General features: G+C 38.5%; 11 protein-coding genes. 4 read left to right on the top strand and 7 right to left on the bottom strand.

Annotated features, from left to right (window positions below; translation table 11 throughout):
• Positions 1 to 18 precede the first annotated feature (18 nt).
• Genes NPUN_RS34365 through NPUN_RS34355 form a run of 3 tightly spaced genes read right to left on the bottom strand, consistent with a single transcriptional unit; the run spans position 19 to position 5,337 of the window.
• Entirely contained in the window at positions 19 to 1,605 is a 1,587-nt protein-coding gene (locus NPUN_RS34365; protein WP_012412791.1) for a TniQ family protein, read from the bottom strand.
• On the bottom strand, positions 1,595 to 2,734 hold the full coding sequence (locus NPUN_RS34360) for an ATP-binding protein (protein ID WP_012412792.1): 1,140 nt from the start codon (positions 2,732 to 2,734) through the stop codon (positions 1,595 to 1,597). The genes NPUN_RS34365 and NPUN_RS34360 overlap by 11 nt, the downstream gene beginning before the upstream one ends.
• Entirely contained in the window at positions 2,728 to 5,337 is a 2,610-nt protein-coding gene (locus tag NPUN_RS34355) for a Mu transposase C-terminal domain-containing protein (RefSeq protein WP_012413016.1), read from the bottom strand. Before NPUN_RS34355 ends, NPUN_RS34360 begins: the two co-directional genes overlap by 7 nt.
• Before the next feature lie 286 nt (positions 5,338 to 5,623).
• Between NPUN_RS34355 and NPUN_RS43870 the strand changes: the two genes are divergently transcribed.
• From NPUN_RS43870 to NPUN_RS34340, 4 genes are read left to right on the top strand one after another with little or no spacing between them, the layout of a single operon-like run.
• Positions 5,624 to 7,354 (top strand): heteromeric transposase endonuclease subunit TnsA, encoded by a 1,731-nt coding sequence (locus NPUN_RS43870; RefSeq protein WP_234711192.1) that lies wholly within the window; start codon positions 5,624 to 5,626, stop codon positions 7,352 to 7,354.
• 17 nt (positions 7,355 to 7,371) lie between these two features.
• A complete protein-coding gene (locus NPUN_RS43865; RefSeq protein WP_234711191.1) occupies positions 7,372 to 8,346 on the top strand; it encodes a Mu transposase C-terminal domain-containing protein in 975 nt (324 codons plus the stop codon).
• Positions 8,346 to 8,708 (top strand): hypothetical protein, encoded by a 363-nt coding sequence (locus NPUN_RS34345; protein WP_041566580.1) that lies wholly within the window; start codon positions 8,346 to 8,348, stop codon positions 8,706 to 8,708. Before NPUN_RS43865 ends, NPUN_RS34345 begins: the two co-directional genes overlap by 1 nt.
• Entirely contained in the window at positions 8,680 to 9,387 is a 708-nt protein-coding gene (locus tag NPUN_RS34340) for a TniQ family protein (protein ID WP_167315708.1), read from the top strand. The genes NPUN_RS34345 and NPUN_RS34340 overlap by 29 nt, the downstream gene beginning before the upstream one ends.
• Before the next feature lie 254 nt (positions 9,388 to 9,641).
• Here NPUN_RS34340 and NPUN_RS34335 read toward each other — a convergent pair whose 3' ends face one another.
• The 4 genes from NPUN_RS34335 to NPUN_RS34320 are packed head-to-tail and all read right to left on the bottom strand — an operon-like array spanning position 9,642 to position 15,714.
• Positions 9,642 to 10,979 carry a TnsD family Tn7-like transposition protein gene (locus NPUN_RS34335; RefSeq protein ID WP_012413015.1) on the bottom strand — a complete coding sequence of 446 codons (1,338 nt, stop codon included), beginning with the start codon at positions 10,977 to 10,979 and terminating at the stop codon, positions 9,642 to 9,644.
• Between the two features lie 3 nt (positions 10,980 to 10,982).
• The gene (locus tag NPUN_RS34330; RefSeq protein ID WP_012413014.1) at positions 10,983 to 12,659 is read right to left on the bottom strand and encodes an ATP-binding protein; all 1,677 of its coding nucleotides are present in this window, start codon (positions 12,657 to 12,659) and stop codon (positions 10,983 to 10,985) included.
• The gene (locus NPUN_RS34325) at positions 12,643 to 14,871 is read right to left on the bottom strand and encodes a Mu transposase C-terminal domain-containing protein (RefSeq protein ID WP_012413013.1); all 2,229 of its coding nucleotides are present in this window, start codon (positions 14,869 to 14,871) and stop codon (positions 12,643 to 12,645) included. Before NPUN_RS34325 ends, NPUN_RS34330 begins: the two co-directional genes overlap by 17 nt.
• Before the next feature lie 21 nt (positions 14,872 to 14,892).
• Positions 14,893 to 15,714 carry a heteromeric transposase endonuclease subunit TnsA gene (locus NPUN_RS34320; protein ID WP_012413012.1) on the bottom strand — a complete coding sequence of 274 codons (822 nt, stop codon included), beginning with the start codon at positions 15,712 to 15,714 and terminating at the stop codon, positions 14,893 to 14,895.
• Positions 15,715 to 16,140: the final 426 nt, after the last annotated feature.

Raw genomic sequence — 16,140 nt, 5'->3', positions numbered from 1 at the left:
AAGGCGAATAAATAAGATTTACTGTGAAAGATCCAGTCTTATCTGCCTTAAAACATCAATTACCTCAGCCTGCCACAGCAAAGAGGGATGAGGCATAAATTTTCTGAGATTTTTAGCAGTAGGGGTAATGCCTTGTGCATGAAGTACTGAAGCGAGTTGGCGTACTTCTCGACAGCCTTGCTCAATAGCTAGTTTATGGACGAATTTGCGGTAATCTTTATAGCGTAAAGAAATAGCATGGCACACAATAGGGCAATAGTGGTAGAAAGTAGCCAAACCAATACCAGTTCTCTTAGCTATTTTTCTTAGAGAAGGTGGTGGATACTCGTCGCTAAACAAAGCTAATTCAAGTATGTCTCTGATGTGTAAAAATCTTAGCTGCTGTTGATATTCACTATATCTAGTAGCCAAAGATGCTGATAAAGATTTTGAGCAAGCAGTTAAACTACTAGGAGTTTTGAATCCTAAACGAACAGCTAATTGAGTTAAAGAAGGAGGTGGTTCTTCTTCTTGAGCTAGTTGCATCGCCTGAATAACTCGTTCGCACTTAGGACTACTATTTGAAGTAACTAAAGCAGACTGTGATGATAATTTTTTCTGTTTAGGAGCAGGTAGAGAAACTAGCTGCTTAAGAGTAAGAGGTAGTATTTTAAGTTGAAGAAAATCGACAAGATTAGTTGATAAGGCGTAGCAGATTTTCAAAAGTTTATCTAAATTTGGGATGGCTACACCTGAATACCAATGTAGAATTTCATATCTCGATAACCCAAGCCAACGACCAAAAGCGGAAACATTACCTTGAGTATATTGATAGACGTAAGCTTCTAGGATTGTTTTAATAGTCTCTCTTGGAGGTGGACAAGGAAATTCAGGAGCTTGAGCAATTAAATCTCCTAAAGTCTTAACTATCCAAATCTCTTGCTGTAAATTGGGTATCTCCTCGAACAATCTCTTATCTGGCAAAGATACTTCATAGTTCATCCCCAACCAACCACCACATTTCAGACAAAATCCAGGTCGTGAGTTATGCCACAGGTGTAAAAATTCAAGGTCACAGTGAGGACATTTTGATTCTAAAAATCGATAATGGATGGGACAAATGTTAGCTGGTTTCAAAGCCCACAGCAGAGGTGAATAAATGACTTGTTGATTATTTAACCAGTCTTGATAGCAATAAGGACACCAAGCATGAGAATGCTTGAGCAATCCCAAAACTGGGAAGACTTTTGCCCAAGGTAGCATTGTCAAAAACTGTAAGTCAGTACGTTTTGTCAATATTTCTAGAGCAAAAACCAGTTGTTTAGCTCCAATTTGTGTTCCGTTTAAAGCTTTTACAGAAGCTTGTCCATACAAACTTACGATACTTTTAGAATTCAAGGGATTGGTAGTATGGTTATGCCCAACTATTGGTTTTATCTCTCTAGCCAATAAAGTTCCAGGCAATACGCTATGAGCTGCGGCTAGACGAGCAACATAGCTAGTCAGACTTTCAACATAACAAGTACCAAGTCCAATCGGTTCCAGATGAAACAACCGGCTAGGACTGGGAGTAAATTCTGGGTCTTTGAGCCACAATTCATCGTTAACCGCCATGTTAGTCATCATCTGAATTTACCCCTACATCATCTCTTTTAGGTTTTCTTTGTCCAACACGACCTTTTTTGAGTAGGGAATTTTTGGCTGGCATTTTTATTCCATGTTCTGTTGAATATTGCCGCTCAAAAAAACTGGATTCTTCTTGAAAGCGTTTAAATCCCTGTTGTGCTTCTTCCTTAATTTTGTTGATACGAGATGCAGAAAAAGCACCTAATTTAAGATGTTTGCTATTAAGAGTCCGAGCTTCTTCAGAATAGGCAACTCTCAAAGAACGAGTTAACCAATTCTTCAATAGCCCCACACAACCAACTGAGCCAGAAAAAAGATACTCATAGTGTTGTTCTAATTTTGGTTCTTGTACAAGCGGAATGTGGCGTTGAAAAGTTCTAATTACTCTAATAAATTCAGCAATATCTTCTGGGTTATCAGCTTGGTAAGGTAACAGGTGAATATCTTCGCTACGCCGCCCTATTTGCCCATTCAAGGTAGGACAGTTAAGCAGTTCATAAGTTCCAAATAAAATATGTACTGTACCAGTAAGATTAGCAATAGACTTAATCCAGTTCATTTGCTGTAACATCTGGTGTCCGCCTGCCATCATAAATAAATGCTGTGCCTCGTCTACAGTAAAAGCTTTTACCTGACGATAACGAAATGCTTTTTCCATTGCTCGGCGTAATGCGGGCGAATCTTGGCGGTAAGCCCGATTTAGCAACCCCAAATCCTTTACCTCACCGTGAGGAATTTCATAATCAATTTTGTATTCAATCAAAACTTCCTGAAGGGATTCTAGGGCGCGAGTGTAATAATCTTTATAGCTAAACTTTCCTTGTTCTGTTGGAATAGCTTCAATACCAGCAACAGCAATTTGACCAGGATTTTGGCGTAATGAGGGGAGAAATTCGTAATTTAGCAGATTTTCCAGACGCAAGCGTAAGGTTGTTTTTCCTACACCAGTCACACCAAAAACTAAAAATACTAAAGTGTCAGCTGGCTCCAGAATATTAATTAATAAAGTATCTAAGGCTTGTTTGAGCCTTTGATGTGGAATAGTGATACTTTTGAAATAATCAGTTTTAATTTCGTTCGGCTGTAAGAGAAGTTCTTCTGGAAAAGAGTGCGACTGAATTTTTACCATAGCTCCTCTGTATTGTAAGCTTCTATTTTGGTTAAATCTATTAATTTTTTTGCTGATGATTTTGGCTTTTTAATGCTTTCTGAACCTGCCAAAATATTTTTATCTACATCTTGAACATTAGCTGAATAATTGTGTTTACTTAATTTACTTTCAATAACTGAGCTTTTTTCAATTAAAACCCAAATATCTTGTTGTGCTAAATCATGTAAGCGTTGTAATAACAAAGTTTCTTGGGCTTCAGTTCCTTCTAAATATGTAGCTTTTTCTTGGGCAGATAGAGTAATTCTTTGAGCGTGTTTCTGCCTTTTTCGACGTAATTGTGTGCTGGCTATGTTCACTTCTTTTTCGGAACGATTTTGGAAGGATTTGTAATGTTCAGAAATACAGCGTATCCAACGTCCCTTAACGTAAGCATAAGCAGTCCCCATATCAAAAGGGTCGTAACGAATAGGTACATTAGTTCCTTCAATTTCTGGTCTTATGAACGAATCATCAATTGACCAATAGTAGAGATAATTAATTTTCACGCCTCTACTTGGTTGAACTTTTGCAGTTCCTTTAGGTGTAGAAGGTAAGGTAAAAATCTTAAAATTATCATCATAAATAATCTGTTTCTGAGGGCGATAACCACTTGAATTTAGCCCTGACATAAAAGTTTGACGTGGGCTTTGTCCTAATGTTGGATGTTCTCTGCAATCATAGAATTCGTAACAATATGAACAAAAGTTTTCGTAGAGTTGATCTAGTGTCCAAACAGCTTGATTTTTGGGATTATTTGATTTCGTGACTTGGCGGACATTCTTAGTAATTTGAGTGTTGCCTCTAAGATTATAAAAAAACTCTGTATTTGTAGTTCCAAAAATACGTTCAATAATTGAACCAAATCTGGCTTTCGCAGCTGGTCGCTGCTTTTTGGTACATTCAAAAGCCGCTAACAAGGTCTCAAAGTATGTACTACTAAATTCTGTCCCACCGTCAACAACTATTGTCTCTGGTAATTTCTCAAATCGCTGTACGCAGATTCTTAATACCATCATGCAACTACGGTAGCTTGGCTCGTCAAAAGTTAGGTAAACTGCGAGAATACGTCGGCTGTAAGCATCGATTAACAGAGTTGCCCAAGGTCTACCAAGAAGATAACCTGTTCGGGAGCATACTAACTCAATATCCAGTTGCGTATGGTCAATGTGTGCTATCTCAAATGGACGGTCGCCATGACATGGTGTGGTTAATTTCAACTCCCAATACAATAAAGATTGTTGATAAGCTGCTCTGTTTCCCTTACGTTTTTTTGTTTGCCTATAACCAGAACGATGTTGAATTCTAGAACAAAATGTAGCGTAGCTAGGCAGCTTATCTGTTAGACCTGCTTTCTCCCATTCTCTTGCTAGAATTCCATAAACAGCTAGTTTGCTTCTTTGTTGAAAAGTTTCATAATATTCTTCAATTATTTTGTCAATGAAATCTTGAGACGATTGAGAAATTCTGGGTAAGCGATTGCCTCTAGCATTAGAGTTATTTAGCAGCCCAATATAACCACATTTGTACGCCTTTTGTGCTGCTATAAACTTAGCCTTCCATCTGCGAATAGTACGTTGTGGAACAGTTTCTTTATCTCTATAACTGTCATTAAGATAAGGTTCAATTACTTCATATCTTCGGTTAGCTTCTGCCAAGTCTTCAGGACTAGCTCTCAAAAAACGCTCCATTGCTTTTGGAGACATTTTTACTTGATTATGAGTTTTACGTTCCAGTTGATTGGGTTTAACATCTAAAATATTCAGAATCGTTCCATTATTCGGTTGCGATTTTATCATTTGTACATAAGCTACCGCGATTTCTTGGTCACGGAAAAGCTGTACTTTTTCTGGCTCTGCTAAGGGTGCGGCACTCAAATTAATGTAAATTTTTTTTGTAGCTATTAAAGCATTTATGTCATCAGGATTGCTCTGTTGAGTATGAATCATTTCCCAATAACTTATGCCCGGATTTAAGCTAATTAACTTCACCAAATTTTCAGCTATTTCTGGGTCAATTTGGTAATCTTCAGTAGTATAGGCTTTGAGAAATAGTCGATTTCTGTATTTAATCCAATCAATTTCTGTATCTAACCGAATTCGGTAATACAGTCCTAATTTTTCTGCATAAGCAACTGCTGGCAGGTTTAACCACTGCCCATCTTCTGAACGCATATAACGTTGTGATTGTTTAGCTGCTAATTTTTCTAATCTTGATTCTGGTTTCCACTCTTCAAAACCTGCACTCCGCTTCCGAATTACGAAAAAGTCTGGTATATGCGAAGCTTTGATTATTTCCCCACTGCTTGAGGGGAATTCTAGAGTAATTTGATATGCTTGGTCGTAGTATTCGAGTACATCTGCGTCTTCTTCGTACTCCTCTACACCTGGCAATTCAATTTTATGGGACTCAAATTGAATAGTTTTTCCCATTTTGCGACTGGCGTAGTCGCCCCGGACATTTATACCACTGCTTTTGACTCGCCGAATTGGTTCAGAGGCACGGATTTGGGAAATTAATTGCCTAGCCTCTTGTGGTAAATTTACGCCGCGACACCAATCATTAAACTCTTGGTCGCTCAACATATTGGCCCCCAAGCTTTTAAAGCCGCAACAAGCTCTTACCACAAATCTAGGCTTTCGCCAGTTAAACAGTCTTTTATTGATATAAATATTTATACTTACCAGTTCAGATGACTGCGGCCACTTTATGGTTTAAAAACGGCCACAATATCCTTTAAGTGACAAATAGAAGTCCAAAAGCGGATTATTACGTTTAGTAGCCGAACAGTAAAAGTAGTGTTTTGAAATGATAAAGTGACCGAAAGTTCATTATTCAAGCATAAACAGTCCGAAAGTTACAGATTTCTGTATGCTCAGTGACCAAGAATTTGAACAATGGTGTCATCGGCTCGGTTTACCAGAGACGACAAAAGAATTTGTACAGCAAATCCGTTGTTCGGAGCCTGTAAGGAAAGTAGGTGGCGGGACGAAAAATGTTTGTGGTAGCTACCCAAGCCACAAAATGGGAAAAACGATTCAGTTTGAGTCCCACAAAGTAGAATTGCCTGCGATCGTAAAGTACGAAAACGACGAAGATGTTCTGGAGTACTATGACCAACCAGTTCGTCTAAGCATATCATTTGAGTCGAAAAGCGGGCGTAGGGTGGTGACGAGTCATATTCCTGATTTCTTAGTGATTCGGCATAACTGTGCAGGGTTTGAAGAATGGAAAACTAGCGAACGTCTCAAAACACTCACTCACAAACAACCCACAAGGTATCAACAAAACGAAAATGGTAAATGGCAGGCTCCACCGGTAGAAACTAAAGTTCAATCATTGGGGCTTTACTATCACCTTCGTACAGATCAGGAAATAAACTGGATTGCTTACCGCAACCATCAGTTTCTCAGAGTTTACTTGAGCCAAGAGAATATAGTTAATCCAGAAGCAAGGACAAAAATTATTGAATCTGTTACAGCTAATCCGGGGATGACCCTGAAACAATTACTCTCATCAACAAGTACCAGTTGGGTAGATGATATTTATGCCTTGATTGCAACAAAGCAGTTATATGTAGATTTGAAAGGCATAGGGTTGAGTGAACCAGAAAAAGTTCATCTGTTTAGTAGCCAGCAGGTAGCAGAAGCTTATAACTTAATCATGTCTAAAAAGGCTGCTGCCACCCTCGATAAGGGGCAACAGATTGATGTGGTGGTTGGTGCAACGGTGTTCTGGGATGGAAAAAGTTTATCTGTAATTCAGATTGGAGAGAAAAAAATTGTTTTGCAAGGTGAAAATCATCTAATTGGGTTAAGCCATGCAGACTTTGAAACACTAATTTCACAAAAAGAAATTACTGGCATTGAAGCTCAAGGAGTAAAATCAACTCAAATTTGGGAACAGCTAAAATGCGCTAGCCCAGAAGACTTAGCCGTAGCTAACTACCGTCAGAAAATCATTGAACCATATCTGCATAAAGATCCGCCAACCAATAGTCCTGTGTCTGAGCGAACAATTCGCAGATGGAAAGCCAAATATCATTCCGCAGAGGAAACCTATGGTTGGGGTTACATTGGTTTGTTGCCAAATCGTAAAGACAAAGGAAACCGTGTTGAGCGATTTTCAGATCAAACTTGGGAGTTCATCGATAAAATTATTGAGCAGCATTACGAGAATTTTAAACAGAGAAATAAACTGACAACTTACGGTATTCTGGCAAGAGAATGGGAAAAAGCGGGAAAAACAGACCCTTGCCCCAGCCGTACTACGTTTTACAAGCGGATCAACAGTAGAGCAGATCATAGACAAACTCGTAAGAGGCAAGGAAATCGAGCAGCTTACCAAAAAAGCTCGTTTTATCATGAATTAACGTTCTCGACACCTTGCCACGGAAGTCGTCCCTTTGAAATTTGTCACATTGACCATACCGAGTTAGATATTGAGTTAGTTTGCCAAAGGACAGGATGTTGTTTGGGTAGACCTTGGGCAACCGTTTTGATTGATGCTTTTTCCCGGCGTATTTTAGCTATCTATTTGACTTTTGACCCGCCGTCCTATCGCTCCTGCATGATGGTGTACGAATTTGCGTACAGAGACTAGGGCGGTTACCAGAAACTTTGGTAGTAGATAACGGTGTAGAATTTGGCAGTATTTACTTTGAAACTCTTTTAGCAGCATTTGGTTGTATAAAGAAACAACGCCCTGTTGCTAGTCCTAGATTTGGTTCAATAATTGAACGTTTTTTTGGCACCAGTCATACTGAATTCTTCTACAACCTGAAAGGAAACACCCAAATTACAAAGCAAATTCGCTTAGTGAATAAGACGAATAATCCAAAGGCACAAGCTGTATGGACGTTACCGGAAATATATGAGTATTTTTGTGAATATATTTATGTAATTTATGACCAGAGAGAACATCCTGCACTAGGACAATCACCATGTGTTGCATTTGAAAAGGGCTTAACTCAAAGTGGAATGCGCTTTGGTCAAAGAATTATTAATGATGAAAATTTTCAGATTTTTACTTTGCCATCAACTCCAAAAGGAAGCGCCAAAGTTATACCAAAGCTTGGGGTAAAAGTTAACCATATTTACTACTGGTCAATAGATGATTCTTTTCTCCATCCTGAAGTTGAAGGAACCCAAGTACCTATTAGATATGATCCCTGGGATGTGGGTACGGCTTATGCCTATGTCAAAAATGCTTGGGTGCGTTGTATTTCACAACATTATTCATCGTTACAAGGACATTCTGAACGAGAAATTCGGCTTGCTAGCATCGAAATACGTCAGCAGAAAAAGCAGTACAACCAGAAAGTCACAATTAAGGCTAAGGACTTAGCACAGTATCTAGAATCAGCCGAAGCTCAAGAGACTTTACAAATACAACGATTACGAGATTTGGCAGCAACTGGAGTTCGTCAAATTGTGTCTTCTAAAATAGTGAAACAAGCACAATCTGTTGTTAAAGAAGATTTAGCCGATATTAAAAATAATATTACAGAAGAACTAAGACTGCCAAATAAATTAGAGGCTCAAGAAATTAATCCCAGGCGAATCCAACCGTACTCTCAACAGGAGCTGTGGTAATGAATTTCCAACGTCCATTTCCACAAGAATTACTAACAAAATCCTCAACAGAGCGGTTGGACTATTTTCATAACATTACAGTTGGACATTTACGTTTAAGGCAAGCTTTAGATGCTTTATTAATCAATCTTCAACAACAAACAGATATTTGTGTTCTGTTTGTTGTTGGACCGGCAGGTGTGGGCAAAACGACTTTAAGGCTGCGAGCCGAAAAACTGTTATTGGAAGAGGCATTAACATCCATGAGTTACAATACCTGCCAAATTCCAGTTGCAGGAATAGAAGCAATTCCAGCAGAAGCCTATTGGTATTGGTACAATCTACGTAGAAAGCTTGAGCGGGTATGTAGCTCGTCTTGCTGAACATCATTCTACTACTACCGAACAATTAATTTTGTCTCAGATTCTTCCCTTGATGGGGCAAAAAATGTCTCAAACAAGTCCCATAGACATCATTAATAATTTTTTTGGAATTCACCACTCTTTAGCATCTGCAAATGAAATCAGAGGTATTTTTGCTACAACTCTAATTCAGGTTCTTGAGGAGTTAACTTTACGTCGAGATTTAGCTAATTTGTCACCCCTAAAGTGGGCAAGTTTGACCTTTGAGTTTAGTTTTCTGCGCTTGTACCAAGCTTGGTGTCCATTGTGTTACGCCAGTTGGCGTACCCAGAATCGAATAATCTACAATCCACTGCTGTGGTTAGTCAACACAATCAAATTTTGCCCCCACCACGAACATCAAACTCTGATTGAGCAGTGTCCTCACTGTGACAAGCAGTTTCCACCGTTGACTAGATGTTCTCGTCCAGGATATTGCTCAAGCTGTCATCTATGGTTAGGTGGTTTTAGAATCAACCAAAACCTTGATGAACAGGTAGTGGCTGAAAACTCAGAAAATTCATGGCAGCATCTGTTGATAGGAGATGTTTCCTCTCATCGCAGAGACAGACTGACTTGGCAGTTTATGTGGTTCGATGATGTCGAGGATCTGGTTGCTAAAGAACCCTCGCAATTTTTGCCGCCTACAAACTTTGGATAATTTTTAACCATAAGCTGTCCGTTACGGACAACTTATGGTGTAAGTCACAGTTACAGTCACATGTATATCAAGTGTAGAGGAATAATAAAGTTCAACAATTTCAAGAGCTACAACCCTTAATTTTTGGTTATCCATCACAGATGCCAGAAAAATAAAGTTGAACAATAACTGTCCTCAGTTGAGTTCAGTTTACCAATGTAGAAGAGCGCAGGTCGAGAAAGTTGAATAAAAAAGTTCAACAATATAGAGTCTGATTAACCGGCGTCTTTTTCTACACTATCATTCAAAGACTTCCACAAAGCTTCTAGCTTACGCAACATAGTCATTGGACTCTTGCTATAATTAAAACTAAGGTTGTACGCAGCTTGCTGAAAATTTAGTCTATCAACAACATTTAATTCCAAATACTTTTGTTCCCATAATTGACCAAACGTCACGATTCTTTCAAATCGAAACTTATCAACTTTAGTCAAATTCACGCCAATCTTACTATATTGAAAACCGCAATCACACTCAAAAGTCCCTATAGGATTTTTTATATAAGAATAGGTCGAATCTAGATCATTGCTTAAAAGCATCACTAACTTCGTAACCACAGAATGGAGATAGTGTTCGCAAGCAGGATTTAGACAAAGCCAAGGCCCCTTACCAAAAGGTTTATATTTAGATTTCCGAGCAAAAAACGTTGAAGGCGAATGCCTCAAAAATCTAATCATTAGCAGATGCATTACCGGGTCAAAAACCTCCAAATGCAATCGAAAAATGTTAAATAAATTTATGTTATTGTTACTGACATTTATACCAAGAGCCTCAAGAAATTCACTTCCATAAAAAGACAAAAATTTCTGTCGTAAACCTTGCTCATATACCTGACGGTCTAGAGTCGCTAAATTCCTCTTAATCAATAAAACTATATATTGGATATGAAACCAATCTAATTCCTTAGAAGGAAGCGATTTGAAGTCACAGGTCATTAACCACTCAATATCAGATGCAATTAGGCGTAATAACTCCTTAGTGGACTCACTGTAATTTTTCGTTACATTCGATATAGGACAGTTTTCCAAACTAGCAATACCAACTTGATACCACTGATTATTCCAGATAGGTACAATACTATCGTTTAAGACAACATCATGAATTGTGCAGACAAGAACACCAGGTGTTTGGTGAAGTCGATGCCAATATGCCTCGCCAAATGTATGCAAGTTTTCAAAAAGGCATTTTGGACAAAACCTAAAATATTTTGGCAGATAAACTGAGCTTGCTATTCCTCTATAAATATATGTCCCCAACTCTCCTTTCATGTAACCCAGAATAGCTGATTTGCTGTCAGGCATAAAGACTGCATACATGGGGTACAGTGTATGTTTTTGGATTAGACTTTCTAACGTATGTTGAGAGAGCAGTGGAAGATTTTTAATTAAATAACTTAAGTTATAGGGTAAGTCCGGCCTAACTATAATATTCCGGGAATTGAACAATTCTTGCAACGTTTCATCAGGCTTTATATTACCACTTCTGGCATGATAACGTGCAAACACGCTATATAAAATCTCATCTGGGTAAGGCGTAGGGAAAAAACTGAGCATATACTACTCACCAATAAAAAAGTCTTTGAGTGGGTCTTTAATAATCCCCAAAGCTTTCAAATCCTCACAAGCTGGAGTTTGATTTTTCTTCGCATTTTCAACAATAACTCGGATATCATTCTCCTGATACTTCGGTTGGAGTTTTATTTTTCGTTCTTGATGCTGAACTGGCTCTGTTGAAATATTACCGCATTGCAAAGCTAGTTTATAAGCCTCTTTAATTAGCACTTTTTTATCTGCATTTTCTCCATGAGGAGTAACAACTTTTTCGGCACAACTCTTGGCAGTAGCAGGTGGAACATCTAAATTAATCAGTTCAATAATTACATGACGTAGCGTTGCTGATATGTGACCCATCCTCTGTGATGAGCGTGCTAATCTCCTCACTTCTTCTAAATCTGTTTCTTCAAGAGAATCTAAGCACTTATTGCGGTATAGATTTGTGTCCAATGGAGCAATATCTTTGTATTTCATCATCCATTTCTCATCCCCAGACCTAATAGCATCTAACATTGGTTTAACTAGATGCAGACCGTCAGCAGCACAAGCATGAATCAAGTCAACAGTGATTACTTCGCTCCCTAAAGCAATAGCTCTCCATTGCACCATTTTATAGAGTTTAATGACGATATCAATAATTCCTTGGCTTTCATAATATAGAGCCGAGGTAATATTTGCAGTTAACGGTATATATTGTTTTGTCCACTGAAACTCCCACATTCCTTCGATAAAAAAGTTCCATTCCCGATTATTTTCCATCCTGTCCCAAATTACTCCCCCTTCTCCCACACCTCTTCTCGCATTTCTAAAATTACCTTGAAGAATTGGGAAAGCCTCATTTGTACCAACGCGAATTACTGGGACTCCAATAATATTGTCCATTTTCACCAAAAAATTCAACATTTCGGAGCTATTTCTTCTGGCTGCTACTAAATTTTGCATTTCATCGATAACTAAAACTCCTAAATGTTGGGTGTGGGCAATTTGGGCAACTTGAGCCAGCATATAATCCTCAGAGTTGCGTTTTACCCCAAATTTTTGGAAGTTATTAGTGCCGAGTAATTTGTCAACAGCTCTGAAGAAGTCGATACACAAACCCTTCAAAGAACCGGCATGGGGACAGTCAACTTTCAACCAAACAATTTGGTAAACACTATGAGCTGGATGGACAATCACCTGGGGATATAAAGAGAGGATATTTAGGAGATTGGTTGTCTTGCCTATTCCTGACGGCCCAATGATTGTCAACCCAGATGCCGAGGTGGGAACATCTACATACTCCTCTAAGTTAAAACCTCCTCCAGAAAGCACCGCCTGATAAATTTGACCGCTACGCAGTGCATATTCTGGTTGCAAGGGATTTCGCCTCAGATAACCTTGCATAATTAATACGCAAACTACCTGTTGTAAATCAACGGTTTTATTCAATGGGTCAAAATATCTCGATAGTCGCTCAATACAGTGAAATCTGTACTGAGGCTCTAGTTCTCTTTCTGAAGATTTGCACGTCGGAAGTCGTGTCACATACTCAACAAATTTCTCTCTAGAAAAGATAGGAGGAAGAGAGCGAATTATTGGATTTGTATTATATTCAGACAACTTGTGGTCTCTGTATTTAGCAACAGCAGCCCATTCCCCGTTGGGAATTTTAACCCATTCCCACTCATTCTCTATGTTCATTAAAATGCTCCTGGCGCTTCTTTCTCAGAAGCTCCAAATGGTCAGGCTGTAATGATTTATTTTCTTTAGAGTCAGAATTTTTGCTCGGCATAACTGTCTCAGGAATAGGAGTTTCTCTCTTAGCTAACTCGAACCCCTCATAGTCGCGTCGTTTAGCCTTCTCTGAAGCTCTATTTCTCCTAATCCCAGCAACTTTTTGGTTATCACTTACCCTATTATCAACAGTTACAGAGGCTAAATCATTAGCTCTGTTGACAACACTTTCAATGTCAGCTATTAAGTCAACACAAGCTTGAAGTTCATTGCCTTGACTTTTCTGATAAAGCCACTCTTCATAAGCGAGTAAATATTCAATATCATGTATATTTTTCTGAGAATAACGCTCTTCTGGATCTAAAAGGAAGCACTTCTCAAAATCTCTACCATCAGGAGAGCGGACATAGATAAAATTGGGTTTGCGATAGTCGTAAGAAATATCTAATAATTTATCTGATTTGGAGAGCAAATTACTTCTAGCTTTTTCAAACCAGAATTCTTTCAATGCCTTCTCACAACTGTAATACATTCCCTTAAATTTGATGCCACGAGCGGTGATGGTCGCTTTATTATTTGGCATCAAATTTAGCTTGATTATATCTTCAGGAAAAGTCCTGAGTCTACCAGAACGATTTTCTATCCCCCACTTCCATAATTCTATGGGTATGGGATTTACATTATCAGTAATCATCATTTCTTCCCTATCATAACTGGCCAGGTAATGATGATTATTGTGATAGCGAATTAAGTGGATAATAATTTCAGTAAACTGCTCTATGTTAACTCTGCTATCAAGACGATAGTCTCGCCCCCCTCTTTGTCTAAAATCTGTGTCTATATAACCGGGTAAAAATGGTTTGACATGACCATGAATTGTACGGAAGTACCTCTCTACTAAACCCTTCCAATCAGCACGGTAAGGTGCAGCATTTTCAATTCGGACATTGAGATTTGGGATTAATGTCTCTACTGCCATCCCTGCAAGTTCGCCTCGGTCGCCCAAAATTGCATCTGGCAGATGGTGGCAAGGCCATTCTGTAGAGGAAATATTAATGCCATATTCCTGACAAAACTGTATTTTATCTGTGGCTGCATTAGCTAGAGCCATCATTGCTCCTGTCCAAGAAGGCCCCTCTAAACCAACATAAACCCCCACAATCATTCGGCTGAAAACATCAATGATTACATAAATTACTGGTCTGCCAATAATCCAGTTAGAGTTGTATTTAGAAACCAAATATACATCTGCAATTGTGGCATCAATTTGGTATCTAGAACCGGGCCCAATGGTTTCCATCTTAGATGTTTCTAAAATTGCTCTATGCTCCAAAGCAAATCTTTTCGCTCCCTTTCGTTCTGTAATACTTTTTTTGATATCTGATAGTTCGACTTCATACCAATATTTCAATTGAGTGAATGTCGGCCTAAGTTCGGGGGGAATTAATAGGGATTTTTTTACCCCATTTTCGTCATAACGAATATCTGATGAATAATATTCCCTAATCATTAATTTATAAGTAGTCCTCAAAGAATTCTGTTTGTCATTGTTGTAAAATTTGGCTATGGAAATTCTAAAAATTTTCAGATCATCGTCTGTTACATTAATCCCTACACCAATTTCTGGTTCATGGGCATATTTTCTTGGTCTTCCTCGTTTCTTTTCTCCACATTTTTTGGGCTTTCCGAGACCTCCACAATTTGAATAGTCAGGTAAAAGCGCATTTTGATTTTTCCCTCTCTGCCAGAATCTTCTCAAATATTCATAAACTGTTTTTTCGACTAATTTATTTTCACTTCTCCCCTGGTTATATTGTTCAACAACCTGCTTGATAAGCGAACCCCGTGACGAACGATAGTATATGTCCGGTTCTTTTTCAACCAGGGATGAAATTAGTGACCAAGCATTTTCTCTATAATCTTTTTGTATCTTGGTTAAATCTTCATCACTCAAATGCCTTGCCCAAGGGTCTTGTTTAAGCTTCAGTGCTTGTTCTGTATGAATTGCAACTCTTATTTCTGAAACTTTTTTCGCTTCGGGAAACCCTTTCTTGGCATTTATATCAAAAACAAAGGCAATGTTATAACCAGAATCAATCCACAGAACTCTCTCAATCAAGTTGGGAGGGTCTGAGTCTATCCATTCTATGAGGTCGTTGACAAATAAATTATTATTCATTCAATTTTTCCTGATTCCCTATTACTTAATAATAATTTTTTGAATTGTTTGAACTGAAGGACAGCTAGATATTTTGGTTGATTCCATATCCATCAATATTTCTTTGGTGGCAATCAGATGCTTAAAAAGCATTAGTGATGTCCCAGATTCTATATTCATTTCTCTGTCTAAAGCTGTTGTCACTTTGTTGATAGTGGCACTACTTTTTTGGAGCCGAGACTTTAAAATACTTGAGAGTCCTCGTAGTTCCTCAACTGCCATTTCGGTAGTCGCTTCTAATGAGTAGGAAGAATGAATCCACTCAATATTCAGAGCTAAAAGCCTGGGAATTTCTTTTTCTGTTACAATTCCCCAGTCAATATTTTGGTCAGCATAATAGCGTCTTTCTAACTCAAATTTCTCAGCTACTGATTTTTTTTCCAAATCTGAAGATGGTTTGACTGTTCGAGCAATTTGAACTGACTTACCCGATTTATTGGCTGTTAGCATGAAGTCAGTAGTTAAAACGTAAGGTATACCACTAACTGGGTCAGTGGGGTATTTCACTCCCATGTCACTAGCGATACTCGTACATAAGTCTAGGTTGAGCAGGGGGAATTGCTCCCTGATATCTACGACAATATCTGACCACTCGAACAGATAAAACAGCCGCCGCTCATGGTCTGATAAGAAATGATGCACCCGATTGGTCTTCCAACCAGGGCTTCTTGCTGATCTGCCCATTGAGGAGAAATCGGAGACAGTGATCCAAGGCTTATACTTCTCTCCACTACCTTGACCGCGACCTTCTTTGATGTAGCGTTCAAACTTGGCTTGAGTCCACTCCTGCCTACCTCTGGCCATAAAGCTTACCTTTCTGGATCTGCCCAGACCATGCACATCCAGAAATTGTAGAACTTTTTTATTTATTGTTGGACTTTATTATTTATTGTTGAACTGTGCGTTTGCAGACTAAATGAAATTTTTTCAACGTAATAATAAGGGTTTGAGGAACCTTTGTTGCAGACTAAATGAAATTTTTTCGCGGACTAAGTGAAATTTTCCCCCTAAATTCGCAGACTAAATGAAATTTTCCACAAAATGGACATAAAACGTCCCAATTTATTACCGCACAAGGCTTTGAAGCAAAACTTTGTAAGTAGCGATGCCTACGGCGGGCTACGCCTACGCTCTGGGATTACGAAAGAATGAGGGTTACACAAGCAGATTTTCAATTAGTCTGCAACAAAATTTCACTTAGTCCGCACAAATTTCATTTAGTCTGCAAAC

Origin of the sequence: Nostoc punctiforme PCC 73102 (assembly GCF_000020025.1) — a bacterium.
Taxonomy (GTDB): Bacteria; Cyanobacteriota; Cyanobacteriia; order Cyanobacteriales; family Nostocaceae; genus Nostoc; species Nostoc punctiforme.
This window is presented reverse-complemented; position numbering and strand designations above follow the sequence as displayed.